This window comes from Mycobacterium sp. UM_CSW (assembly GCF_000455205.1).
Taxonomy (GTDB): Bacteria; Actinomycetota; Actinomycetes; order Mycobacteriales; family Mycobacteriaceae; genus Mycobacterium.
Genome location: NZ_AUWQ01000074.1, coordinates 65,858 through 88,793 on the forward strand (window position 1 = coordinate 65,858; position 22,936 = coordinate 88,793).

Below are 22,936 nucleotides of genomic sequence, written 5' to 3' on the forward strand. Positions count from 1 at the left end.
TAACCCAGCTGCCATGTTGATCCGCAGAATCGCGAGGCCCCTGTTGTCGGCGGTGTTCATCGGCCAGGGAATCGACTCGCTGCTCAATCCCAAGCCGGCGGCCGAAGCCGCGGCGCCGGCGGTCGACGGTCTTCGCGCCCTGCCGGATCCGGTGGGGAGCAGCATTCCCAGCGACCCCCAGACGTTCGCCCAGATCAATGCGGCCGTCCAGATCGGCGGCGGCTTGCTGCTCGCCATCGGCAAGGCCCCCCGCGTCGCCTCAGCGGCGCTTGCCTTCACGGTGCTGCCCGCCAACCTCGGCGCGCACATGTTCTGGAGCGAGAGCGACCCGCAGCTGAAAGCCCAGAAACGCAAGGACTTTCTGACCGACCTCAGCCTGGTGGGCGGGCTGATCATCGCGTCCGCCGACACGGCCGGCAAGCCGTCCCTGGGCTGGCGCGGCCGTCGGGCCGCGGAACGGCTCTCCGAGCGGGTGTCGTCGGCGCTGCCCGGGTCGGACGACGGCGAACTCGGCGAAAAGATCGTGCACGGCCTCCAGGTCGGCGCCGAGCGCGGGCGCGAACTGGCCAGCACCGCCGCCGAACGGGGCGCCCCGTACGCCGAGGCCGCCCTCGAACGCGGTCGCGAACTGGCCAGCACCGCCGCCGAACGAAGCGCCCCATACGCCGAGGCCGCCTTGGAGCGCGGCCGGGAACTGGCCAACACCGCCGCGGAGAAGGGCGCCCCGCTGGCGAAGAAGGCCCGCAAACGCGGCGAAGAACTCGCCAGCACGGCCGCAGAAAAGAGCGCACCGCTGGCGAAGAAGGCCCGCAAACGCGGCGAGGAACTCGCCGAAGAGGCGCGGGAGCGCGGCGTGGAGCTCGCCGAGATCGCGCGGTTGCGCGGCATCGAGTTGGCCAACACGGCGGCCGCGCGCGGCAGCGAACTCGCCGACACCGCCCGCGACCGGGTGGGCGACGGGCTCCCGACCCGTCGGCGCCGGCGCCTTTGGTAACCGTGTTCAGTTCGGCCAGCGCGCCGACAGCTCCTCTGGCGCCCACTGCGGCCAGGCGGGCGAGCCGACCACCTCGCCGCCGCTGAATTGGGCGACGATGCGCGGCCCGCGCAGGCGAGTGTTGTCGTAGACGGTCGCGATGTCCGATAAGGCGATGGCGCCCGCGACGAGTGCCCCCAACCGGCGGTGCCGCTGACGGACCTTGTCCTCGGGCACCTGGTGGCCGCCCGCCGCCACCCGGTGCCTAACCCGTTCGACCGCAAGGTCTTCCGGGACGAGCAGCGCGTGCAGGACGACGGTGAAGCCCTCGCCGTGCGCGCTGCGGATCAGGTCCAGCTTCGAGGGATGCGAAAAGACGGTCTCCGCGATAAAAGACCTGCCCAGCACGATCAGCTTGGCGCGCGTGCCGGCGGCGATTTCCGCGGCGTCATACGCGTGCGAGGCGGGGTCCTCGGGCCAGCGCTGGCGGGCGATCTCATCGGCGTTGACGACGAGGCTTCGGGGCAGCAGCGGCGAGAGGGTGAACCCGATGAACGTCGACTTGCCGGCGCCGTTCGGCCCGACCACCAGGTCCAGGCGGTTCATCGTCCCGCGCGGTCAACGCCTGCCCGAAAGCACCACCTCGGTGCCGTCGGGCCGGTGCTCGACGATCTCACCGGCGTCGTTGAGGGCCACCGTGGTGATCCCCTGCCCGGCCAGCGCCGCCCCGTAATTGGTGCGCGCCAGGCTTTCTTCGATGGCGGCGGAGATCTCGGCGTTGAACACGACCCCCTCCTCGACGGTGAGGTCGCCGGTCGCCAAGTGACCGGCCAACGCCGCCTCCACCCGCCGCCGAGAGCTGGTGTGCTGACTTGATACCGCCCGCCCTACCCGCGCCCAATGGTCGAGTTGCTGCTTGGCCGAACGACTCTGGCGGGCGCCTTCGGACGCCGCGCTGTCCATCAGGTCCGCGGCCACGCGCGTGACGCGATCGAGAGCCTCCGCCATGACCGTCCTCCGCTCCTGCAGCATTCCGTTACGGACTGTAGCACAATGCTACACGAGTTGGCGCGGACGCCGCGGTCGCGGACCTGGGTCAGCCACCCGCGACGAAGTCGTCGACGATCGCCTCGACTTGTTGGCTTGCGTCGATGGTTTTGCCCGGCTCGTCGGCGCCAAGCGGTTCGAGCGCCTCGAACTGGGATTGCAGCAGGGCGGCTGGCATGAAATGGCCCGACCTCGCGGCCAGCCGGCCGCCGATCAGTTCGGGTGAACCGGCCAGATGCAGGAACTCGACCTCGGGGCAGTGGGCGCGGAGCTGGTCGCGGTAGTTGCGTTTGAGCGCCGAGCAGCTCGCCACGGCGCCGTCGCGGTGGTCGGCCAACCACTCCCCGACGCGTTCGAGCCAGGGCCGGCGATCGTCGTCGTCAAGCGGTTCACCGGCGGTCATCTTCGCGATGTTCGCCGGCGGGTGCAGGGTGTCGGCGTCGATGAAGGGCACCGCCAACCGTCGGGCCAGCGCCGCCCCGACCGTCGACTTGCCCGATCCCGAGACACCCATCACCACGACGGGCGGCCCGGCCGCTATTCGGCGAGGTTGCGGTTCCATTCCACCCAACCGACACCGCTGCGTCCGTCCGCGGTCTTGACACCGACCCAGGCGCGCGGGAACTGGCTCACGCGCCCATCCTTGGCGAGCATGCGCACCGGGGCGTGCCCGCGCACCTCGATGTCCGCGGTGATGTCACCGGGGCGCAGGTCCACGGTCGCATTCAGCGGTAATCCATTGTCCCCGAAGGATTCCCGCGATGCGACGGTGTCCAGTTCGGTGACGTTGTGTGCGGCGTCCTGCACGTAGCCGATGCTGAACGTGGGCGCGGCCGGGATGCGGATGTTCACGCCGTGCAGGTGGGTGCCGTCGTCGAGGTGCAGCGCGTTCCAGATCCAGTCCATGCTCCACCAGTCGCGCACGCCCCACGAGTGGTCGCGCTGCCCGGGAACCGAGTCGACGCGGTAACTGGTGTCGCCGATCGTGATGGTTCCCGAGACGCGACAAGGGATTTCGTAGCGGGTCGTCAGCCGGTATTTGTACGGTGCGCCGTCGGTGGCCCACTCCAAATTCATCGTCATTTCGACTTCAGTGCCCGGCTCGCCGCGCAACAAGGCCGACGGGTCGGGGTAGGCCTGGGCCCGCGCGCGCACGTCGACCCGATAGGCCTGCAGCGGGACGCTGGCGGAGTGGTCCAGCTCGAAGGCGTCGGTGCGCAACACCCACGGGTCCGCGGGCAGCGGGATCTCGGCGTCGACGGCGACGGTCGGCATGTCCGGGCCGCACAACAGGACGTGCACCAGGGCGTGCTGCTGGTTGGCGATCAGACCGAGGCGAAACCAGCCGCCCAATCCCTGTGCCGCGTCAGCGAAGTCGGCGTACCAGCTTTCGCTCCACAACGGCTCGTCGGTCGGGTCGTGCGCGAGCTCGTCGTCCTCCGACGGCCGCAGCGGCTCCGGCTTGGTCGCGGCAGGCAGGGTCGCCAGCGCGTCGGTGTCGAGCACGTGTGCGCAGTTGCGTTGCAACATCGTCATGAACATCCGGTCGCCGCGATCGGTGCGCTCCACGAGCATCGACGAGATGATGGCCATCATCACGCCGAAAAAGCTTTGGCGCCGGACCCCTTCGGCGACCTCGGCCAGGCTGACGGGCGGCTGCGGGCCCAGCGCGTCGTGGTAGGCGCGCAGGAATTCGTCGTAGTGGTCGCGACGATCCTGCGCCCGCAGCGCACAGCCGAGGAAGTACGCCAGGTCCGTGAATGCCGGTCCCCAGGAAACCGTCTGCCAATCGACGACGGTCAGCGCGCGGTCGGCCCCTTCGGTGCCGAACAACATGTTGTCCAGCCGGTAGTCGCCATGCACCAGGCCGCGGATCCGGTCGGGCTCCGCCTCGGCCGCGATGTAGCCGTCGAACGCGGCGACCAGGCGCTCGCACACGACGCGGTGCTCGGGCGCGATCTGGTCGCCGTACCGGTCAACGAAGCCGGCGTACAGCGACGCGATCATCGCCTGGTTGAGCGGCGTTTCACGGTTCAGCCACGGCGCGTCGGCCAGCGCCGGGTCGCCGAGCAGCGGGGCGTGCAGCCGCCCCAGTTCGACGACACCGATGCGGGCCTGTTCCGTTGTGGCACCGGCGATTTCGTCACCCACGACGGCGGGCCCGGCGTCCCCGAGCAGCAGGTCGAACACGCCCGTGGCGGTGTCGACGGCCGCGTGATAGCACGGCGCTATCGGCCCGCCCAGGCGGGGCGCGACGTCGCCGTAGAAGCGGACTTCACGCTCGTAGAGGCCCAGCGCCGACCCCGTCTGGCGGCTCACCGGATCGGAGGCCGCGACCTTCAGCACCACCGACTCCGGCCCCGCGTCGTCGGGATCCGCATAGCTGAGCCGCACGCGGTAACACTCGCTCATCTGTCCGGTGCCGATGCGTTCCACGGCGAAGTCGGCAACGGGTCCGGAGCCGATCGCGGCGGCCAGCCAGGAGGCGGTGAGGTTCTCGGGTCGCTCGATGACTTGCTCGGTGTCGGCGTGCATGAGGGTCTAGCGTGCCAGGTCAGTTCGCAAGTGAGAAGCCGTCCCAGGCGATCCGGCGGTGCGGGTGCGGATCGAACTCGATCCGGCTCTTGCGGTCGAACACCATCACGGCGCGCTCGGCGGGTGTATATGCGGGCCAGTCGTCACCCGGCGAACCCGTGCGGCTGAAGGACCGCCACCGCCGCTGCACATGGTTGCTGACCTTCAGCGCCGCGCGCCGGTCGGCGGCGGCGGTCAGCAGCGCACCGAACCGGGTGCGATAGACGTCGAAGACGGCCAGCAGCTCGGTGGCGTGCGTGGCGCCCAGACCCGACCAGCGCAGCGTCCGCGGGGCGTAGTCGTAGCGGTAGAGGTAGGTGGGCGCGTGGTTGCCGTGGGCCTCGGCAATCTGCCAGGCCGCCGAGCTGAACGCGAAGTCGCCGCCGAGCTGGATGCACGCCGACGGCGACGGGTAGTCGGGGTAGGCGGCGGTAATGCGTTCGCGGGCAGCCGGTTCCGTGTCGGCCAGCAGCTCCTCGATCATCGACTGGTTCGTCGGCAGCATCTTGAGGAAGCGGGTGAACAGGCGGCCCTCTTCGGCGTTGGTGCCCACGATGAGCGGCACCTTGTGCGCCCGGCCGGACCGCATCGCCTCGACGGGGTCGACGGGCAGGACGTCGTCGCCGACGACCGGGCCGATCGGGAACGCGCCCAACCGGCTTTCCATGCCCTGGTCGATCAGCCGGTGCTGCGTTTCCACCAGTTGCGCCGCGGACGCCTGCATCACCGCGTGCGCGCCGTCCTGGGGACGCACGCCGAGCAGCCCGGCGAAGCGCTTGGCGAACTCTTCGGCGATCTCCCGCGACCGCACCAAACCCGACGCCGGGCTTTCCGAGATCGCCTGCGCGAAAAGGCCTTCGGCGGCGGGCACGGCCAACAACGTGGAGGTGATGCAGGCGCCCGCGCTCTCGCCGAAGATCGTGACATTGCCGGGGTCTCCGCCGAATTCGGCGATGTTGTCCCGGATCCACTGCAGCGCCAACACCAGGTCGCGCAGGTACAGGTTGCTGTCGATCTTGGTGTCGCGCGTCGACAGCGACGACAGGTCCAGGCATCCCAGCGCGCCCAGACGGTAGTTGACCGACACGTAGACGCAACCGCGGCGGGCCAGCGCGGCGCCGTCGTAGAGCGGGGTGGCCGAGCTGCCCATGATGTAGCCGCCACCGTGAACGAAGACCATGACGGGCAGCGGCTCGTCCGTGGCCACCTCGGGCGTGACGACGTTGAGGGTGAGGCAGTCCTCGCTCATCGGCTGGTAGCGGCCGACACCGAGCAAGGTGTAGCGGCGCTGCTGGGGTGCGCAGTTGCCGAAGCCGTGGCAGTGCCGCACGCCCGACCACGGCGGCGCGGGCTGCGGCGCCCGGAATCGTAGGGCTCCCACCGGCGGGCGGGCGTAAGGGATGGACCGCCAGCGGTTTACGCCGTCGCGGGTGAAGCCTTCGACGATGCCGGCGGTGGTGCGGGCGCGAACGATGCGCTCATGCATACCAGTGACGGTAGCCGACACCGCGCCGGTAGTGCGCGGCTAGCGATCGAATCGCCGGGTGTGGCGGCTAGCCTGACGGGATGCGGATCGCCGCGCTGGTCGCCGTGCCATTGCTGGTCGCCGGATGCTCGCATCTCGGCGGCAACTCCGGGCAGCCGCCCACCAGCGCGCAGACCCCCGCGACCACGTCGGCCGGAGCGTCGGGCAGCAAACCGCCGGCGCCGTCCGGCGCACCGGCCGCCGGCGCCGCGATCTCCGCCGTCATCGCCTGGATCGAGGCAGGTCACCCGGCGGATCCCGGCCGCTATCACAGCGCCGCCCGGGAGGGCACCACCACACCGCTCGGCAACGACATCGCCCTGACCGTTCAAGGGGGCAAGGTGTCGTGCATGACCGATTCCAAGCACACCGGCGCCGCGCTGGCGTGTCTGGTGGCCCTGACCAATCCCCCGCCCCACCCGGACACGGCCTACGGCGACTGGAAGGGCGGCTGGGTGGACTTCGACGGGACGAACCTCCAGGTCGGGTCGGCCCGCGCCGATCCGGGCCCGTTCCTGAACGGCAACGGCCCCGAACTGGCGAACGGGGATTCGTTGTCGTTCGGCGACTACCGCTGCCGCGCAGACGATTCGGGCCTCGTCTGCGTGAACTACGCCCATCAGTCGGCGGTGCGGTTCGCCGCCGCCGGCATACAGCCGTTCGGGTGCCTGAAGCCGGTACCACCGCCGGACGGAGTCGGCGCCGCGTTCGGCTGCTGAATTTGCTGCACCCGCGGTTGCAGCGTGGGACCATTTGCCGATGGACCCCGACGATCCCGAAAAGCGCATCGCCGACCTGGAGCGTCAGCTCGCGGAGCAAAAGCGCATCGCTGAGCTGGAACGTCAACTGGCCGAGGCCAAGGCGGCCGCCGGCCAGAACCGCGCCGAGGGGCAGCCACCCTCGTTCTTCTCCGTACAAACGGGTGTGAGCCAGGGCGACGACGATCGCGCCCGCCAGTACGCGGAGTCGTTGTGGGAGGGTTTGCGCTCCGGTGGTCCGGCCGGCACCGGCGGGCCTTCCGGGCCCGAGATGGCTCAGCATCGAGCGGCGTTCATGCAAGCCGCGGCCCAGGCGGGCCTGTCCGAGGAGCAGATCGACAACATCTTCAAGCACGGCAAAGCGACGTTCAAGGTGGGGCACTCGGTGGTGTATTCGGGGCAGGGCGCCGCGCCGGAATACACCCCGCCGGCCTTCATGGGACCGCCGCCGGGCTTTGCGCAACAGGTCGGCTCGCGACGCCAAGCCACATTCGGCAGCCCGCGCGAACGAGGCGGGCACGTTTGGGCCAACCGTTTCGGGGCGATCGCCGGGACCATCGGTCTCTGCGTCGGCGGCGCCGCGGCGCTGACCGCGACGATGCCGTCGACCGCGCTGTGGATGAGCCCCATCGTGTGTGACAGCGGCTACCAGCTGACGTACAACACCACCAATTACAGCTACAAGCCCGGCCAGTCGGGAACCGATGTGGACTTCGAGTGTGTCCGGGGCGCCGACTCGTACGACCCTAATTGGTTCGCAATCGATGCCCTGCAGACCGTGCTGTTCGGTCTGATCGCGGGCGTGGTGGTGGCCATCGGTTTTGTGATCTGGCGCCAGTTCCGGAAGCCCGCGTGACTCTTAGCCCGGTCGGTCGCTGACGGCCGCGAACAGCTCCGTCATCTCATCCGCGGGCCCGCTCGGGACGGTGTAGCCGGCCTCGTCGCGAATCTCGGCGAGGTGATCGCGCACGTCCTCGACGGACAGCCCGGGACGGTAGAAACCCCGTGTCCTGCCGATGAAGAAGCGGGCGACGTGCCCGGCGCCGACCGTGTAGATCTCGCCGGAGACCGGGCACTCGCGGTGCACCAGGAAGGCCACCACCGGCGCCACCAGCGCGGGGTCCAGTTTCTGAAGGTATTGGCCGACAAGGCCATCCAACACGGCCTGGGCCGCCGCGTCGTGCTCGGCGGGCTGCTGTCCGGTCGCGTGCTCGACTTCGCGCGCCAGCATCCGGGTGTAGGCGATCGGCGCGATGACGTTGACCTTGATGTCGTGGGCCGCCCCTTCGGCCGCGAGCACTCGGGTGAATCCGATCAGTCCGGTCTTCGCCGCGCCGTAGTTGCTCATGCGTTCGGCGCCAAGGATTCCGGCCGCCGAGCAGGTGTTGAGTATCCGGCCGTAGCGCCGTTCGCGCATTACCGTCCACGCGGGTCGCGTCACGTGGAACGCGCCCCTCAGGTGCACGTCGATGAGCGGTTCGAGCCGGTCGGCGGTCATGTCCTCGAATGGCGCGTCGCCGACGATCCCGGCATTGTTGATCACGATGTCTACCCGCCCCCAGGCGCGCAACGCGGTGTCGACGATTGCCTGTCCGCCTTCGGGAGTCGTCACGCTGTGGGTGTCGGCGACGGCCTCGCCACCCAGCCCGCGGATCTCGTCGACGACGGCTTGTGCGGCCTCGCGGTTGGAGCCATCACCGGTCACCGACCCACCGGTGTCGTTGACGACGACGCGCGCGCCGCGTGACGCCAGCAGCAGCGCGTACTGCCTCCCCAGGCCGCCGCCGGCGCCCGTGATCACGGCGACCCGCTCGTCGAACCGCAGCTCGTTAGTCACCAACTGACCGGAAGTTCTTTCATGCCGTAGATATTGGCGTCTTTGAACCTCAGTTCCTCCGGCGGTACCGCCAGTTGGAGCCCGGGTAGGCGGCGCGCCAGCGTGGCGAACGCGACCTGCATCTCGACGCGGGCCAGGTTCGCCCCGATGCATTGATGCGCGCCGTACCCGAAGCCCAAGTGCCCGCGCGGGTTTCGGTCGGGGTCGAACGATTCGGGATTGTCGACGAACTCGGGATCCCAGTTCCCGGCGGGCAGGTTCATCAGGACGAACTCCCCCGCCCGGATCAGCTGACCGCCGATGATCAGATCTTCGGTCGCGACACGATCGACCTGGCTGTGCACGATGGTGAGGTAGCGCATCAGCTCTTCGACGATGTTGGCCACGACGGCGGCGTCGTCGGTGTGGCCGAGCCGCTCGAATACGTCGGGATGTTGCAGCAGCGCAACCGTTCCCAGCGAGATCATGTTGGCCGTGGTTTCGTGGCCGGCCTGCATCATGATCACACTGTTCATGGCCGTGGTGGCATGGTCGAGCTGGCCCGTCGCCACGTATTCGGTTACCAGGCGGCTGATCAAGTCGTCGCCGGGTTCGCGCTCCTTGCGCTGCACCAACTCCTCGATGTAGGCGTACATCGCCCCGAAGGCCTGGCCTTTTTGCTCGTCGGTGGACCTCTGGTCGAGCCCAGTCGTGGTGTGGCGTTGGAAAATCTCGAGGTCTTCGGGGGGCACCCCCAGCAGCAACGCGATCACCAACGATGGCACCGGCAAGGCAAATTCACGGACCAGGTCGGCCGGCGCTCCCCCCTCGACCATTCGGCCGAGATAGTAGTCAACCGTCTCCTGAATTTGCGGCCGCATCGATTCGCAACGCCTGAAGGTGAAGTTGCTGGTCATCATGCGCCGCAATCGCTGATGCGCGGGATCGTCGGTCCGCGCGAACATCACCGGGACCTTGTTGTCGGCGTCCTTCGGCATGATGGCGTCCGGAATGGTCTTCGCGGACAGGCGGGGATCGACCAGCGCCGCTCTGATGTCCCGATAACGGCTCACCACCCAGACCGCGTTGCCCTGGAACATCGCCCGGGGTAGGCCCGGCTCTTCGCGCCACCCCGCGAATTCGGGAGGAGGGGCGAGCGGGCAGCTCGCGGCCCGCGGCGCAGGTAGCACCGGAAGGTCAACGTCAGGGCGGGATTCGGAAGTTGTTGGCATCACCGGCGTTTCCTGGTAAGTGGCAGGTAGCTGTCAATTTGTGAGCCTAGAGCTACACCTAACTGGCAGTCAACCGTCAGTTAAGCTGTCAGGGTGACCGCTATTGAGGACCGGCCGTTACGGGCGGACGCGGCGCGCAACGCGGAGCGCATACTGCGCGCCGCGCGGGCCGTCTACGGCGAGCTGGGACCGGATGCGCCCGTCGACGCCATCGCCCGTCGCGCTGGGGTCGGTGAGCGGACCCTCTACCGCAGGTTTCCGGCCAAGGCCGATCTGGTCCGGGCGGCCCTGGATCAAAGCATCGCGGAGGATCTCACGCCGGTGATCGACAGCGCCCGGCGTGCCGACGACCCGCTACTCGGTCTCACCGAACTGATCGAAGCGGCGATATCGCTGGGGGCCCGCGAACACAACCTGCTGACCGCCGCGCGACGGGCCGGATCGCTCACGTCCGACATCTCGGTCTCGCTGAACCAGGCGCTCGGCGAGCTCGCCCGGGAAGGCCAGCGCGTCGGCAGCGTCCGCGCCGACCTGGTCGCCGACGACCTGCCGCGCCTGGTCGCGATGCTCTTCAGCGTGCTGTCAACGATGGATGCGGACAGCGACGGCTGGCGACGCTATGTCGCCCTCGTCATCGACGCGATATCGGTCGACGAACGTAAGCAGTTGCCTCCCGCCGCTGCGCTGCGCTATGACGTCGGGCCGAACAGCTGGCCGCTGTAAGCGGATTCAATTGATGGTCACGCCGGCGTCGACCTTGAACTGCAGTCCGGTCACCCATCTGGACTCATCGGAAATGAGGAACAGCACCGCGTGGCTGACGTCGGCTGGCTCGACGGCGGGCGTCGGCATCGCATTGACGAAGATCGGGATCAGGTCCGGCCGTTCCTCACCCAGGGCGACGCCGAACGATGTGGGGATCATGCCGGTATGGCAACCGGTGGGAAGCACGGCATTTACCCGGACATTCTGGGCAGCCAGTTCGTTGGCCAATCCCAACGTCAGACCGACGACACCATACTTGGCGGCCGTGTAAGGCAGCTGCAGCGGAAAGCCTTTCACGGCCCCCGCCGAGCTGATGTTGACGAGACTGCCTCCGCCCTGCTCGAGCAGGTGCGGTATCGCGACCGCACAGGTGTTCCATACTCCGATGAGATCGATGTCGACCACCGTTCGCCACTGATCGAGCGTCGTTCTATCCCAGGGCGCCGATGTCAACACGCCGGCATTGGCCACCGCCGCGTCGAGACCGCCCAGCTTGCTGACGCCGTCATCGACGGCAGCGCGCAACTCAACGTCCTCGCGGACGTCGACGACGTGGCTCACACAGCGACGGCCAAGCTCCGTCACCAGTTTTGCGGTCTCGGTGAGGTCATCCTCGGTGGCCAAGGGATAGTCGATCTGCGGCAGCGATCGGCAGATGTCGACCAGGATGAGATCAGCTCCTTCCTCCGCGAGCCGTAACGCATGGCTGCGCCCCAAACCGCGGGCGGCGCCGGTTATGAGTACGCGTTTGCCGGCAACGCGTCCCGGAGGTGACGCCGTCACCAGAGCAGGCCGCGCATGGTGGCGGACAGAGGAATGTCCTCCACGGCGATCAGTCCCTGGGGGGCGCGGCATACCCAATCGATGGCGTTGACCGCCCGTCCGGCCGTCGAGACGCAGCCGGCGTCGGTGGAATCGAGCGTCGGATGCGAAACATGCGTGTTGATCTCGACCCGCGGTTCGCCCTCGACGACAACGCGGTGTACACCGGTATGGCCCTCGGGAGGGAACTCCCAGTCGGGTGCGGCGGCGGTGGTCAGCCTGGTGACATGCTCGAGGGTGATGACCGGTTCGCCGTCGAGGACACCCTCCGTCGCAAACCGAACCGCGGCCATCTGTCCAGGTTCGACCGTCATCATTGTGCATTCGATGCGCTCGGGTGTGAACCAGCGTTCGATGCGCTGACGGACCTCGTCGAGTTTGATGTCGAGGTTGTCTGCCAGACTCCGCACCTGGCCGCCCCACATCGACACAATTACGCCCGGCAGGAACATCATTGCCGTGTCATCGTCCTCGGTTGTTCCGAAACCCATTGCCACACCGGTGAACTCGGCGTCGTCGTAGTTGCAGTAGTCGAAGATCTCCTGCACGGTGATCGACGAGACGCGGGTGGTCAGGCTGACCGCCGAGTGCACCAAGGTGTCGCCGGAGAACCCGGGGTCGATTCCGTTGACGTAGAGAGAGGTGTTGCCCGCAGCGCAGGCCTGCTCCAGCGGCACCCGAAGCCAGTCGTCGGCGTGACGCGGGGTGACCAGCCAGACCATGGACGTGCCAACGACGTTGGTGCCCGCCGCCAGGAACTTGGCCATCTGATCGATCGCCTCCATCGGCCTCGTCTCGCCTTGAGACGTGTAGACGACGCAATCGGCGCCAAGGGCTATCAGGGCGTCGATGTCGTCGGTGGCGATAATGCCGGTGGGCTCGTTCAGTCCGCACAGCTGCGCCGCGTCCTTGCCGACCTTTTCAGCGCTGGCGGCGTGCACGCCAACCAGTTCCAGATCGGGCCGACCGATGATCGCGCGCAGCGAATGCCGTCCTACGTTGCCGGTCGAGAATTGAATCACTCTGCGCACGGCGCACTTCTCCTTCGCCAGTCCGGGATCAGTAGTCGGGAATCGGCAGTGGCGAATTGTTCGAGTCGATTCCGCCGTCGACGTGGAAGGTCGCGTTGGTCGCGTAGCAATCGCGAGTGCACAGGTACACCGTAAGCCGTCCGAGGTCTTCCACATCGCCGAGCCGGTGCAACGGTGTGGCCTCTTGCATCTTCTCCAGCGAACCGGGCATCAGGTCCAGGCTGCCCTTCAGGCCGTCGGTGGCGAACGAACCCAGGGCGATGGCGTTGACGCGAATTTTCGGGGCGAGTTCCTGTGCCATGGCGCGGGTGAGCGCTTCGAGGCCGCCCTTGGCCACGCAGTAGGCGGTCAGCGCGCGAATGCCGAAGCGCGCCGAACCGGACGAGATGTTCACGATGGAACCGTTTCCGGCACTGAGCATGTGCGGGGCTACCAGCTGGCTCATGATGAACGCGGAGGTGACGCACCAGTCGAACGTGTGCCGGAAGTCTTCGTCGGTGATGTCCAGAAACCGCGCGTAGGTCGAGCCGCCGACGTTGTTGACCAGAATGTCGATGCGCCCGAAGCGCTCCATCGCCGTGTTCACCACGCGCTCACCGTCGGGACGGCTCATCGCGTCCGCGACGAGTGCCAGCCCCTTGCCACCCGCGGCCTCGATACCCTCAATCGTGCCAACGATATCCGCCTCGGTACGTGCGGTCCCGACAATCGTGGCTCCGGCCTCCGCCAAGACGCGGGCAATGCCCGCCCCGACACCCTTCCCGGCGCCCGTGACGATCGCGACCTGTCCGTCCAGCCGGAACTGCTCCAAAGCCATGCCGGGCTCCTTTGGCCGCGCGTGAGGTGTGCGTCGTTCAATCTATGAACCTAGCTGACTAAAGTCAACGACTTTGCGGCATCGGTACCCGTCACGGTGCCGCTGCATCCACAGTAATCAAGTTGTGCAAGCCTTTTTGACGGAAACACGGCATAATGATTTGTTAGCCTCGCTGCTCTGGTATGAGTCGGGTCAACCGTGAGGAAAGAAATGGCTGTGACGGACCGGGTGTCTGCGCGAGAAGCGAAACGCCTGCAGACGCGAGAGCGGTTGATGGGCGCCGCGATCGCGGAGTTCGCCCGCGCGGGAATGGCAGAGGCCGACGTCAGCGCCATCGTGGCCGCCGCGGGAGTCGCCCACGGCACCTTCTTCTTTCACTTTCCCACCAAAGAGCACGTGCTGCTGGAGCTGGAACGCCGCGAAGAGGACCGCATCGCCAAGCAGTTCGCGCAATTCTTGAAGAACGAGCACGATCTTGCGGGCGCGCTTAACGAGGCGGTCCGCGTCGTAGTCGGACTGGAACGCCGGCTGGGTTATCTGCTCTTCAATGACTTTCTCGCGCTGCACTTCTCCCAAACCCGTCCGCCTACCGAAGACGGCAGGGACCACCCGCTGGTCGTCTTGGTCGCCCAGGAGATTGCGCTTGCTCAGCAACGCGGCGAGACGGATCCTGAAGTCAACCCCATGAACAGTGCGGTGTTCTTCCTGCTGGGTCTCTACTCGCTCTTGATCACCACGAACCACTGGCCGACTGGCCACGATCTGCTGGAAGACTACGTAGCGAGGTCGTTGCGCAGCTTGCGGCCTTGATCCACTCCCCAGGCGGCTACGAGCGCACCAGACCGCGCAACGGCACCAGCCCGAGTTCCTTATGGGTGAGGAATCCAGGTGCGGCCTCGCACACGGCCGGTACTGTATTCGCCGGGCCCATCGCCGTCCAGGTGTAACCCGGCTTGGGGTAATTGCCCTGCGGATCGGCCGGCGCTTGGAGGATCAACTCGGTGGGCTCGTCGCCATCGATGACGATGCGGTAGTGATAGTGTCCACCCCAATCAGGTTGCGGCTCAATGGCATCGTATTCGTCCATGGTGTACATCTCATGAAAGGTGATGAGCGGCTTGCCATCGACCCACGTCGTCCACTTGTGATGCTGGGAGGCGACGGTGCCCTTCTTGATCGAGCCCTTAAAGCCGGGCATGTCACTGGTCGGCCCGCCTTCGTACGGAATGTCGCGAATTGCCGTGCCCAGCTCGACGTCCGTTGTGTACTTGTCGACCGTCTTCCCGAGGCCGTCGACCACCATGGCCATCGATTGCGCGAACAGCGGCCAGGCGTTGCCCAGCAGATTCGGGCCGGCCATGAACTCTTCGGGAGTGTTGCCCATCCCCATCTCGTGCAGATACTTCAAGGTGTCCTTGCCGAAATTCACCACCTCGTAGATGTGGATGGATTCGATGCGGCTCACGATGCGAGCCAGCGTCAGCACGAGCAGGTCCCCGGCAAAACCCGGGTTGACACCACCCGCGTGGAATGAGGTACCGCCCTCGTGGCACGCCGCGTCGATCTTGTCGATGTCGGCCTGGCTGTGCTCGGTTCGATACCACCACGCGCCGCCCGAGGCGACGACGTTCTTGCCCGCGCGCAGCAGCCTGCAGACCTCGTCGGGATCCGACCAAAGCGGCGCGTAGAAAACACAATCTGCATCAAGCGCTTCGATCGCGGCCTTGTCGGTGGTGGCGAGCACCCCGATCGGCGCGACGCCAACGAGTTCGCCGGCGTCCTTGCCCACCTTCTCCTGGCGATTGCAGAGCACCCCGACCACCTCGTACGCGGGATTGTGGGCAAAATGACGCAACGCGACCGTCCCGACATTGCCCATGCCCCACTGGATTACGCGATATTTCTTCTCGGTCAGCGATTTGTGCGTCATTGCAACCCCTTTGGCCTCAACGGCTGAGCGCTCGCTGAGCGTAGGTGTTTCGCCGACACCATGTCAACGGCATTGGCCTGACTGATGTCAGTAATTGGGCGCGGCATTCCGCTTGAGCTGCCCAGCGGATCTGCCGGATATGAATGTAGTTGTTGTGTTGCTGCGGTGCCATGCACGCCGACCTCGCTCAAACCGTCACGCTCTTTTGCTGACTAAAGTCAGCCTGTTATAGTGCACCCATCTGCTCACTCGGCGTCGACGACGGGGAGGGTCTGTGAACCTGCCGAAGCTGCAACAGCGCGGCCCGGCCCTACCGGGGCTGACGTTCGACGAGCACACGGAGCAATCGCAGCTCGCGCAGCGTCAGGCCGACAAGTGGCTGATCTCCGGCAGCCTGCTGATCGGAACCGCGGCCTTGGGCGTCTTCGGGCTGCCGCTGTTCCTCTGGGGTGTGCGGTCATTGCGCCGGGCGCAAACCGCTGGGCTCTCCGTCCGGCCGATGCTCGTCACCTTGCTCGGTTATCTCGTGATCATCGACGCCGCCATCAACACCGTGGGATGGGCGCTTGACCTGGTGGCGAACCACACCCTGCTGGCCCGCGTTCTGCTGAACGGTTGGGGCAACATGTTCGACGCCGGCTACTTCTGGCACTACAACGAGCTGTGGATCGGCGGCGCGGCGGGCCCCGGCGAAAAGGGCTGGGAGGTCGGGCTCATCCTGACCGTCTTCACGATGCGGATCGCCGCGGCCATCGGCTTCCTGCAGATGAAGCGGTGGGGCCATCAATGGATGGTCGTCACCTGCTGGATGGGGGTCGTGATCTGGATCGGCTACGTGTTCAACATGACGATGTTCGCCGACGTCCGCTTCGCCGGTGTCGTGCTGCCGGTCGTCGGCTGGTGGCTCTACGACATCTTCTACATCACGCCGTTCCTCGCCATCCCGTATCTCCACACCGTCAACCGCGAAATCTTTACCGACTGAAAGCGATACGGAGGACAGATTGTGGGTTATCTCTGGGAGATCCTTCGCTACGTCGCCGCCTGGGGCGGCACTGGCCTGATCATTTGGTTCTGGTATTGGCTCTTCTCCAACATCGGTACGTTCTAAGCGGTTCGGGGCACATATGGTTGAACTCGCCGATGCCCACGCGCTGGCGCTCGAACGAAGTTGCGCCGTCACGGCGGTCGCGCTGAGTGAGCAACGCCGCGAAGGTGTCCGGCTCGTCACCGGTGACCGGCGCGCCTTCGGGCTTAACGGGAAGCTCACCTTCGTTCACGTCCCCTACCCCGCCCTGTCCGACTGGACACGCAGAACACTCACATGCGGTGTGGCCCTGCAATGTTCGCCCTCAAAGGAGCGCGTCACCGGATATCGACTGAACGAGCTCTCCGACCGCGAATTGCGGGCGCTCACGCTTGTCGAAGCCGGCGTCGCCGTCGGCTGGATCGCGTCGCGGTGGCCAGGGCTGCTGCCCGAGATCAGACGAGTGCTACCCGAGCTCCCTACCGAAGCCGGTGACATGGACGCCCCCGAGATGCTCAACCGAGCGGTTGCGTTGGCAGCGACAGGTCAGGCGCTGACGGTGCACCCGCTGCTGGGTAACCTGCCGCTGGCCTACACGATGCCGCAGGGTTTGGCCGACAAGTTGCGGCGAAGCTTTGGCAGGATGCCATGGACGACAACGCAGAAGCGTCTGCCGCGGCCGTACTCGGTTCCCGTCGGCGGCGACGGGGGTGTCCGCAATCCCAACCTGCCGCCGCCGAGCCGACCGCAGGACAACGACTTCGACATCACCCCCGACCATCGACCCGGCATTCCCTATCCGGAGTGGAATGCGTGGACGAAGAGTTTTATGCGAGACCACGTGGCGGTTCTCGAGCGGGCACATGCCAGCCGCAATCGCCAACCCGGCTCCATCTCCGCAGACCTTCGAAAATGGTTCGAAGAACACACCCATCGCGCGATGCAGAATCGCCTCGAAGATGGCTCCGACCTGGACGTCGAACAATACGTCAGCTATTACGTCGACACGGCAACCGGCGCGGCGAGCGAACCCCGCATCTTCCGCGAACTGCTACCCAGCGGCCGAGACGTCACCACTGCGCTGCTTCTCGACGGCAGTTCCTCGCTGGGAGTGCACGGCGGCCGGATCTTCCGATTGGAATTGGCTTGTGCCGATGCACTTTCGCGCGCGATGAACCGTGCTCGCGAGCGCCACGGAATCTTCATGTTCACCGGAAACACCCGACACCGCGTCGAAGTTCGCTGCCTCAAGGACTTCGATGACCCCCGATTTGTGCCGCCGAGCGGCCTCGGACTTCAGACCGGTGGCTACACGCGACTCGGCGCGCCGCTTCGCCATTTGACGAACCGCCTTCTGGAGCAGCCGTCCGAGCGGCGCCTGCTCATCGTCATCGGCGACGGGCTGATCTCCGATGAGGGTTACGAGGGCCGTTATGCCTGGGCTGACGCCGCACACGCGGTCGAGGAGGCCAGCGACGCGGGGGTTTCGATGTACTACGTAGGCGTTGGACCGACCCGAGTCGATCCCCTCCCGGAGGTGTTCGGTCCCCGTCGTTCTCAACGAATCCGGCGTGTCGAGGAGCTGCCGCGGGTGCTGGCCCATGTCCATCGAGAGCTGGTCGCCGCATGACGGATACCTACCTTGCAAACGGCAACGAAGTCCAGCTGTTCGAACAGGCCTTCCGCCAACGGATCCCGGTGATGCTCACCGGGCCTACCGGGTGTGGCAAAACGCGGTTCGTCGAGCACATGGGCCTGCTGTTGGAGCGGCCGGTGGTCACCATCAGTTGCCACGACGATCTCACCAGCTCCGATCTCGTCGGGCGCTTCATGGTGACCGGCGGCGATGTGGTCTGGACCGATGGGCCGTTGACCCGAGCCGTCAAAGCCGGCGCGATCTGCTACCTCGACGAAGTCGTCGAGGCTCGCCACGACTCGCTGGCCATCCTGCATTCGCTCACCGATCACCGGCGATCGCTATACCTCGACCGTGCCGGCGAAGTCGTGCGGGCGCCCGACACCTTCATGCTTGTCTGTTCATACAACCCGGCATATCGCAGCTCGCTGAAGGAACTCAAACCCTCGTTCCGCCAGCGTTTCGTCACGCTTGCGATGACGTACTTACCGCCCGACCGCGAGGCCGAGGTGATCGTCGGCGAAGCCGGGATTCCCCTGGCCACCGCGCAGCGGCTGGTCGCATGCGCGGTCGCGATCCGCACCGCCGACGAAGCCTTTCACTTCGAACCGCCGTCCACCAGGGTGCTGGTCACCGCTGCCCAGCTGATCGCAGCCGGCGCAACCGAATTCGACGCGGCCGACGCTTGCATACTCGCGCCACTGAGCACGGACGGCGCCATCACCGACGGTCTACGTGAAGTCGCGGCAGCCAGCCTGGCCACCTCGCCCTAGAAAGGAGCTATCGGCATGGATCTCAAAGAGCAGAAGCGCAAGCGGGCGCTCATCGTCTTCCAGATCGTCATCTATGGCTACTTGGCGGTGATGTTCGGAATCCAGCTTTACATGTCGTTTGCCCGAGGCTGGTGGGATCTGTGAATCTTCTTCTGCTGAATCGTCATTCAGGCGACGGCTCCGTCAGCCTCGAGGACCACCACGACGTATCGCGCCAGGCGCAGCGCCGCGCCGACAAGTGGATGATCGTCGGCGCCGCCCTGATGGGCATGTGGGCCCCGGGATTGATCGGGTTTCCCATCTTCATGCGCGGGGTGTGGCTGCAGCGCCAGGCCCTGCGCGCGGGCCTGTCGGTCAGGCCCATGATCGTGACCCTGATCGGTTACCTCGTCCTGATCGACGGAATGCTCAACAGCCTGGGCTGGGCCCTGGACCTGGTCGCCAACCACACGTTGATCAACCGGGTGCTGATGGTCGGCTGGGGCAACATGTTCGACGCCGGCTACTTCTGGCATTACAACGAGCTGTGGGTCGGCGGAGCGGCCGGGCCGGGCGAGAAGGCCTATGTCGCGGGGCTCATCCTCACGGTCTTCTCGATGCGGGTGGCCGCGGCGATCGGGTTCTTGCAGATGAAGCGGTGGGGCCATCAGTGGATGGTGGTCACCTGCTGGATGGGCGTGGTGATCTGGTCCGCCTACGTGTTCAACATGACGATGTTCGCCGACGTGCGCTACGCGGGGGTCGTGTTCCCGGTAGTCGGCTGGTGGCTCTACGACATCTTCTACATCACGCCGTTCCTCGCCATCCCGTATCTGCACACCGTCAACCGCGAAATCTTCACCGACTAGAAGGGACAGTGCCATGACCGCACCGTCAACCGCTGACGAAAAAGGACCGGCTGCAAACCTCGAGCCGGGAACGACGCCGTACTACGCGCGAATGCACAAATGGATCAAGCGCGCCGTGTTGGTGTGCCTGGTGGCGCTGGTCATCGAGGGTGCGTTCACGTTGCCGTTCATGGCGGTCTATTACGGCTACCCGACGCTGAGCCTGACCGAGATCTGCAGTGAGCTGTTGAAGATTCGGTACTCGAACGACACCTTGGAGTGCAAGTACCCGTATCCGCCCTTCGGACCGCCGGAGGGAGCAGAGGGCAAGGCCACCGCGCAGGACGTATGGGGCATCCAGCCGATACCCAAGTACCACCGGCTCGGGTTCCGCGAACTGGTGAGGATCCACGACGAAAGGCTCGCCCGCCAGGCGGCCCAACAGCATGCGGCGCCACATTGACGTACCGGGTCGTTCAGTGGACGACGGGCAACGTCGGAAAGAGCTCGGTGCGGGCGATCGCCTCGAACCCGACCTTGGAGCTCGTCGGATGCTACGCGTGGTCCCCGGAGAAGGCGGGACGCGACGTCGGCGAGTTGTGCGGGATCGAAACCCTGAACGTGAGGGCCACCAACGACATTGAGGCCCTGCTCGCGCTGAAGCCCGACTGTGTCGTGTACAACCCGATGTTCGCCAACGTCGATGAGCTGGTCCGCATCCTCGGCGCGGGAATCAACGTGGTAGGCACGGCCGGCTTCGTCACCGGCCACTTCCTCGGTGCGGGACGCGATCGCATCGTGCAGGCCTGCGAGCGGGGTGAGTCGACCATCTTCGGCAGCGGCATCAACCCGGGATTCATCCAACTGTTCGCCATCGTGTCGGCGGGGCTCTCCGACCGAGTCGACAAGGTGTCAATGCTGGAATCCGCTGATACGACTATCTACAACTCCCCTCCAACCGAAATACCGATGGGCTTCGGCTATCCCATCGACCAGCCGGATCTGCCGGCGATTACCGAAAAGGGGTCGGGGGTATTCCGGGACGCTGTGTTGCTGCTCGCCGATGCTCTGGGTGCCGAACTCGACGACGTGCGTTGCGTCGCCGAATACGCCCAGACCACCGAGGACCTTCACCTACCCGGCGACTGGACGATCGGCAAAGGCTGCGTCGCCGGCGTAGACGTCCGGTGGAAAGGGATTATCGGTGATCGGGAGGTTATCGAGATCCGCGGGCGATGGCGCAAGGGCCAAACGCTGGACCCGGACTGGCCGCTGGACATGGGCTACACCATCGAGGTTCAAGGTCGACCGACGATCAAGACCACACTGAGCTTCCTTCCGCCCCCGGACTTTCAGGGCGAGACATTGGACGACTACATCATGTTGGGTCTCACTATCACCGCGATGCCGGCGATCACCGCCATACCCGCCGTCGTAGCGGCGGCACCCGGGATCGCTACGTACAACGACCTGCCGCTACTCCTTCCGCGTGGAGTACTTTGCGCGGATGCGTAACTGTCGATTGGGAGACGTCCATGCCTGAATCGCCGCTGCTTCATCACGTCGTGTTCGCCGTCGCACCCGAGCGGCATGCAACCGCCGCGCAAATGTTCACCGACCTGGGATTTGCCTTCGAGAATTTCCAGCTGCCAGAACTCGGGTTGGACATCCACCTCGACTGGAATCGCGGTATCGAGGTGATCAGCCCCGTCCCGGGATCGCCCGGAAAGGTCGCCGCTTCCGTGAACGAGTTCCTCGAGCGCCACGGCGACGGGGTGTACACGGTGGTAATCGGGGTTGCGGTTGCCTCCGCCGCCGAAGCCGTCGCCGAGCGATACGGCGCCACAACGCGATTCCGGCAGCACTTCGAGGGTGACGGCTCCTATCTCGACGAGATCGACTTGTCGGTCCGCGGCCTGCCGCTGACATTTCTGGCCACGGACATTCCGTGACAGCCCAGCAACCGCTCGGCGCGGCGATGCCGAGCGTTTTCGACGCCGATTTGCCGGTGCTTGACTACGACATCACCGACACACCTCAAGAGATCTACCCACAGTTTCGCGCCGCCCAGCAGATCGCACCGATCGCGTTGGGGCCCGTGGGACCCGAAGTGCTGTCCTACGAACTCGCCAGAACTGTGCTGGGTGACCCGCGATTCGGGATTCCCCCGGGCATTCACCTCACCGCGCATGGCGTGACGTCAGGTGAACTGTGGGACCGGGTCGTCCGCAGCATCCTCTGTATGGAAGGCGCCGAACACCGTCGGTTGCGCGGGCTCGTGTCGAGGGCCTTCACGCCGCGGGCAACCGCGAGGATGGACGATACGATCCACGCCGTCATCAACGAACTCGCCGACGCCGTTGTCGCCGAAGGGAGTTGCGAGTTCGTCGAGGAGATCGCACGACCGTACCCCATCCCCGTCATCTGTGCCCTGCTGGGAGCGCCGCGGCAAGACTGGCAGCTGTTCTCAAAGTGGGCAGAGGACGTCTTCAAGATCGTCAGCTTCGACTGCAATCTTGCCGAGGAGGAGCCCAAGGTCCTCAGGGCCTGGGATGCTTTCGACGAGTACATCGACGGGATGATCGCCGATCGCCGCAAGGCACTGACCGACGACTTACTGTCCGAACTCATACGGGCCGAAGACCGCGGCGACCGGCTCGACGCCGGCGAGGTCCGCATGCTCGCGTTCAGCATTCTGGTCGCCGGGACCGACACCACACGTACGCAATTGGCAGCCTCGATGGAAGTCCTTTGCGAACATCCCGAGCAGTGGGCTCTCCTTCGCGACCGTCCCGAGCTCGGTATGAAAGCCGTGGAAGAAACCATGCGGCACTCGCCGTCGATGTGCAGCACCCTGCGCAGCGTCACTGACGACGTCACGGTCGGTGACTACACCTTCCCGGCCGGCACCTTCATCATCGTGAACACCTATGCCGCCAACCGTGATCCGTCGATCTACGAAGACCCCACCCGCTTCGACATCACTCGCGACGACCCACCGCCCATCCTCACCTTCGGCGGTGGCGCGCACTACTGCCTCGGCGCCAACCTTGCCAGGCGAGAACTCTCCGAGGCGCTCAAGATCCTTTCCCATCGCCTGCCGCATCCACGGAGCATCGAAAATCCGCCGTGGCGGCCACTTCTCGGCATGAGTGGGCCCACGCGCCTACCACTCGAGTTCGATACCTGATCCGCCGCGTCGCACGACGCGCTGCCGGTACAGCAGGCTCGCGTTGAAATAGGTCAGGTAGACAACTGTGGCGGCCACGGCGGCTCGACGAGTGCGAGAATTGAAAAGCGCTAAGCCCAGGCCCGCTTCGATGCTGCCGTTGATGAGCACGTGGGCCCGAATGCGGTCCTTGAAGGCCATCCGATTCACCGAT

At 66.0% G+C, this 22,936-nt stretch carries 26 protein-coding genes; 14 read left to right on the forward strand and 12 right to left on the reverse strand.

Annotation, left to right across the window (positions count from 1 at the left end; all coding sequences use genetic code 11):
* Nucleotides 1-13: 13 nt before the first annotated feature.
* A complete protein-coding gene (locus N415_RS23210) occupies nt 14-994 on the forward strand; it encodes a DoxX family protein (RefSeq protein WP_068187122.1) in 981 nt (326 codons plus the stop codon).
* A 6-nt stretch (nt 995-1,000) separates the two neighbouring features.
* Here N415_RS23210 and N415_RS23215 read toward each other — a convergent pair whose 3' ends face one another.
* From N415_RS23215 to N415_RS23235, 5 genes are all read right to left on the reverse strand, one after another.
* Nucleotides 1,001-1,579 (reverse strand): AAA family ATPase, encoded by a 579-nt coding sequence (locus tag N415_RS23215; RefSeq protein ID WP_068187123.1) that lies wholly within the window; start codon nt 1,577-1,579, stop codon nt 1,001-1,003.
* A 12-nt stretch (nt 1,580-1,591) separates the two neighbouring features.
* Complete coding sequence (locus tag N415_RS23220) at nt 1,592-1,981, reverse strand: hypothetical protein (RefSeq protein ID WP_068187196.1); 390 nt, start codon at nt 1,979-1,981, stop codon at nt 1,592-1,594.
* Between the two features lie 88 nt (nt 1,982-2,069).
* Nucleotides 2,070-2,561: a gluconokinase gene (locus tag N415_RS23225; RefSeq protein WP_068187199.1), complete on the reverse strand. Its 492-nt coding sequence runs from the start codon at nt 2,559-2,561 to the stop codon at nt 2,070-2,072.
* Nucleotides 2,558-4,555, reverse strand: coding sequence for a phosphotransferase (locus tag N415_RS23230; RefSeq protein WP_068187124.1), 1,998 nt, complete (start codon nt 4,553-4,555; stop codon nt 2,558-2,560). The genes N415_RS23225 and N415_RS23230 overlap by 4 nt, the downstream gene beginning before the upstream one ends.
* A 19-nt stretch (nt 4,556-4,574) precedes the next feature.
* Nucleotides 4,575-6,080 (reverse strand): carboxylesterase/lipase family protein, encoded by a 1,506-nt coding sequence (locus tag N415_RS23235; protein ID WP_068187125.1) that lies wholly within the window; start codon nt 6,078-6,080, stop codon nt 4,575-4,577.
* A gap of 80 nt (nt 6,081-6,160) precedes the next feature.
* Between N415_RS23235 and N415_RS23240 the strand changes: the two genes are divergently transcribed.
* Both N415_RS23240 and N415_RS23245 read left to right on the forward strand, forming a co-directional pair.
* Nucleotides 6,161-6,838 carry a hypothetical protein gene (locus N415_RS23240; RefSeq protein ID WP_068187126.1) on the forward strand — a complete coding sequence of 226 codons (678 nt, stop codon included), beginning with the start codon at nt 6,161-6,163 and terminating at the stop codon, nt 6,836-6,838.
* 40 nt (nt 6,839-6,878) lie between these two features.
* Nucleotides 6,879-7,733, forward strand: a complete 855-nt coding sequence (locus N415_RS23245; protein WP_068187127.1) for a hypothetical protein — start codon at nt 6,879-6,881, stop codon at nt 7,731-7,733.
* Nucleotides 7,734-7,736: 3 nt separating this feature from the next.
* Here the strand turns inward: N415_RS23245 and N415_RS23250 are convergent, their stop codons facing one another.
* Together N415_RS23250 and N415_RS32905 are read right to left on the reverse strand one after the other, a co-directional pair.
* Nucleotides 7,737-8,714, reverse strand: coding sequence for an SDR family NAD(P)-dependent oxidoreductase (locus N415_RS23250; RefSeq protein WP_239645672.1), 978 nt, complete (start codon nt 8,712-8,714; stop codon nt 7,737-7,739).
* Nucleotides 8,711-9,925: a cytochrome P450 gene (locus N415_RS32905; RefSeq protein ID WP_068187130.1), complete on the reverse strand. Its 1,215-nt coding sequence runs from the start codon at nt 9,923-9,925 to the stop codon at nt 8,711-8,713. The genes N415_RS23250 and N415_RS32905 overlap by 4 nt, the downstream gene beginning before the upstream one ends.
* Before the next feature lie 93 nt (nt 9,926-10,018).
* Between N415_RS32905 and N415_RS23260 the strand changes: the two genes are divergently transcribed.
* The gene (locus N415_RS23260) at nt 10,019-10,648 is read left to right on the forward strand and encodes a TetR/AcrR family transcriptional regulator (RefSeq protein ID WP_068187131.1); all 630 of its coding nucleotides are present in this window, start codon (nt 10,019-10,021) and stop codon (nt 10,646-10,648) included.
* Between the two features lie 6 nt (nt 10,649-10,654).
* Here the strand turns inward: N415_RS23260 and N415_RS23265 are convergent, their stop codons facing one another.
* From N415_RS23265 to N415_RS23275, 3 genes are read right to left on the reverse strand one after another with little or no spacing between them, the layout of a single operon-like run.
* On the reverse strand, nt 10,655-11,476 hold the full coding sequence (locus N415_RS23265) for a mycofactocin-coupled SDR family oxidoreductase (protein WP_255342545.1): 822 nt from the start codon (nt 11,474-11,476) through the stop codon (nt 10,655-10,657).
* Nucleotides 11,470-12,543 carry a dihydrodipicolinate reductase gene (locus tag N415_RS23270; RefSeq protein WP_068187133.1) on the reverse strand — a complete coding sequence of 358 codons (1,074 nt, stop codon included), beginning with the start codon at nt 12,541-12,543 and terminating at the stop codon, nt 11,470-11,472. The genes N415_RS23265 and N415_RS23270 overlap by 7 nt, the downstream gene beginning before the upstream one ends.
* Before the next feature lie 28 nt (nt 12,544-12,571).
* A complete protein-coding gene (locus N415_RS23275; protein WP_068187134.1) occupies nt 12,572-13,360 on the reverse strand; it encodes an SDR family oxidoreductase in 789 nt (262 codons plus the stop codon).
* A gap of 210 nt (nt 13,361-13,570) precedes the next feature.
* Between N415_RS23275 and N415_RS23280 the strand changes: the two genes are divergently transcribed.
* Nucleotides 13,571-14,170: a TetR/AcrR family transcriptional regulator gene (locus N415_RS23280; RefSeq protein ID WP_068187135.1), complete on the forward strand. Its 600-nt coding sequence runs from the start codon at nt 13,571-13,573 to the stop codon at nt 14,168-14,170.
* A 16-nt stretch (nt 14,171-14,186) separates the two neighbouring features.
* Here the strand turns inward: N415_RS23280 and N415_RS23285 are convergent, their stop codons facing one another.
* Nucleotides 14,187-15,290 carry a dihydrodipicolinate reductase gene (locus tag N415_RS23285; RefSeq protein ID WP_068187136.1) on the reverse strand — a complete coding sequence of 368 codons (1,104 nt, stop codon included), beginning with the start codon at nt 15,288-15,290 and terminating at the stop codon, nt 14,187-14,189.
* A gap of 280 nt (nt 15,291-15,570) precedes the next feature.
* Between N415_RS23285 and N415_RS23290 the strand changes: the two genes are divergently transcribed.
* From N415_RS23290 to N415_RS23325, 9 genes are all read left to right on the forward strand, one after another.
* Nucleotides 15,571-16,275 (forward strand): hypothetical protein, encoded by a 705-nt coding sequence (locus N415_RS23290; RefSeq protein WP_068187200.1) that lies wholly within the window; start codon nt 15,571-15,573, stop codon nt 16,273-16,275.
* Between the two features lie 142 nt (nt 16,276-16,417).
* The gene (locus N415_RS23295; RefSeq protein ID WP_068187137.1) at nt 16,418-17,947 is read left to right on the forward strand and encodes a MorD protein; all 1,530 of its coding nucleotides are present in this window, start codon (nt 16,418-16,420) and stop codon (nt 17,945-17,947) included.
* A complete protein-coding gene (locus N415_RS23300; RefSeq protein WP_068187138.1) occupies nt 17,944-18,726 on the forward strand; it encodes a CbbQ/NirQ/NorQ/GpvN family protein in 783 nt (260 codons plus the stop codon). Before N415_RS23295 ends, N415_RS23300 begins: the two co-directional genes overlap by 4 nt.
* Nucleotides 18,727-18,741: 15 nt before the next feature.
* Nucleotides 18,742-18,870, forward strand: coding sequence for a hypothetical protein (locus N415_RS33135; protein WP_255342544.1), 129 nt, complete (start codon nt 18,742-18,744; stop codon nt 18,868-18,870).
* Nucleotides 18,867-19,574 carry a hypothetical protein gene (locus N415_RS23305; RefSeq protein WP_068187141.1) on the forward strand — a complete coding sequence of 236 codons (708 nt, stop codon included), beginning with the start codon at nt 18,867-18,869 and terminating at the stop codon, nt 19,572-19,574. The genes N415_RS33135 and N415_RS23305 overlap by 4 nt, the downstream gene beginning before the upstream one ends.
* 13 nt (nt 19,575-19,587) lie before the next feature.
* Nucleotides 19,588-20,016, forward strand: a complete 429-nt coding sequence (locus N415_RS23310) for a hypothetical protein (RefSeq protein WP_068187143.1) — start codon at nt 19,588-19,590, stop codon at nt 20,014-20,016.
* The gene (locus N415_RS23315) at nt 20,013-21,068 is read left to right on the forward strand and encodes a dihydrodipicolinate reductase (RefSeq protein WP_068187145.1); all 1,056 of its coding nucleotides are present in this window, start codon (nt 20,013-20,015) and stop codon (nt 21,066-21,068) included. The genes N415_RS23310 and N415_RS23315 overlap by 4 nt, the downstream gene beginning before the upstream one ends.
* Before the next feature lie 20 nt (nt 21,069-21,088).
* On the forward strand, nt 21,089-21,505 hold the full coding sequence (locus N415_RS23320) for a hypothetical protein (protein ID WP_068187148.1): 417 nt from the start codon (nt 21,089-21,091) through the stop codon (nt 21,503-21,505).
* Between the two features lie 26 nt (nt 21,506-21,531).
* The gene (locus N415_RS23325; RefSeq protein ID WP_068187202.1) at nt 21,532-22,743 is read left to right on the forward strand and encodes a cytochrome P450; all 1,212 of its coding nucleotides are present in this window, start codon (nt 21,532-21,534) and stop codon (nt 22,741-22,743) included.
* On the opposite strand, the gene N415_RS32910 is transcribed toward N415_RS23325, so the two are convergent.
* Entirely contained in the window at nt 22,720-22,923 is a 204-nt protein-coding gene (locus N415_RS32910) for a hypothetical protein (protein ID WP_239645673.1), read from the reverse strand. The genes N415_RS23325 and N415_RS32910 overlap by 24 nt on opposite strands.
* Nucleotides 22,924-22,936 lie beyond the last annotated feature (13 nt).

Excerpts from the sequence above, each read along its gene's own strand:
- N415_RS23210 (WP_068187122.1), top strand. The coding sequence starts at position 14 with ATGTTGATCCGCAGAATCGCGAGGCCCCTGTTGTCGGCGGTGTTCATC.
- N415_RS23215 (WP_068187123.1), bottom strand. The coding sequence starts at position 1,579 with ATGAACCGCCTGGACCTGGTGGTCGGGCCGAACGGCGCCGGCAAGTCG.
- N415_RS23220 (WP_068187196.1), bottom strand. The coding sequence starts at position 1,981 with ATGGCGGAGGCTCTCGATCGCGTCACGCGCGTGGCCGCGGACCTGATG.
- N415_RS23230 (WP_068187124.1), bottom strand. The coding sequence starts at position 4,555 with ATGCACGCCGACACCGAGCAAGTCATCGAGCGACCCGAGAACCTCACC.
- N415_RS23235 (WP_068187125.1), bottom strand. The coding sequence starts at position 6,080 with ATGCATGAGCGCATCGTTCGCGCCCGCACCACCGCCGGCATCGTCGAA.
- N415_RS23240 (WP_068187126.1), top strand. The coding sequence starts at position 6,161 with ATGCGGATCGCCGCGCTGGTCGCCGTGCCATTGCTGGTCGCCGGATGC.
- N415_RS23245 (WP_068187127.1), top strand. The coding sequence starts at position 6,879 with ATGGACCCCGACGATCCCGAAAAGCGCATCGCCGACCTGGAGCGTCAG.
- N415_RS32905 (WP_068187130.1), bottom strand. The coding sequence starts at position 9,925 with ATGCCAACAACTTCCGAATCCCGCCCTGACGTTGACCTTCCGGTGCTA.
- N415_RS23275 (WP_068187134.1), bottom strand. The coding sequence starts at position 13,360 with ATGGCTTTGGAGCAGTTCCGGCTGGACGGACAGGTCGCGATCGTCACG.
- N415_RS23280 (WP_068187135.1), top strand. The coding sequence starts at position 13,571 with ATGGCTGTGACGGACCGGGTGTCTGCGCGAGAAGCGAAACGCCTGCAG.
- N415_RS23285 (WP_068187136.1), bottom strand. The coding sequence starts at position 15,290 with ATGACGCACAAATCGCTGACCGAGAAGAAATATCGCGTAATCCAGTGG.
- N415_RS23295 (WP_068187137.1), top strand. The coding sequence starts at position 16,418 with ATGGTTGAACTCGCCGATGCCCACGCGCTGGCGCTCGAACGAAGTTGC.
- N415_RS23300 (WP_068187138.1), top strand. The coding sequence starts at position 17,944 with ATGACGGATACCTACCTTGCAAACGGCAACGAAGTCCAGCTGTTCGAA.
- N415_RS33135 (WP_255342544.1), top strand. The coding sequence starts at position 18,742 with ATGGATCTCAAAGAGCAGAAGCGCAAGCGGGCGCTCATCGTCTTCCAG.
- N415_RS23310 (WP_068187143.1), top strand. The coding sequence starts at position 19,588 with ATGACCGCACCGTCAACCGCTGACGAAAAAGGACCGGCTGCAAACCTC.
- N415_RS23320 (WP_068187148.1), top strand. The coding sequence starts at position 21,089 with ATGCCTGAATCGCCGCTGCTTCATCACGTCGTGTTCGCCGTCGCACCC.
- N415_RS23325 (WP_068187202.1), top strand. The coding sequence starts at position 21,532 with ATGCCGAGCGTTTTCGACGCCGATTTGCCGGTGCTTGACTACGACATC.
- N415_RS32910 (WP_239645673.1), bottom strand. The coding sequence starts at position 22,923 with ATGGCCTTCAAGGACCGCATTCGGGCCCACGTGCTCATCAACGGCAGC.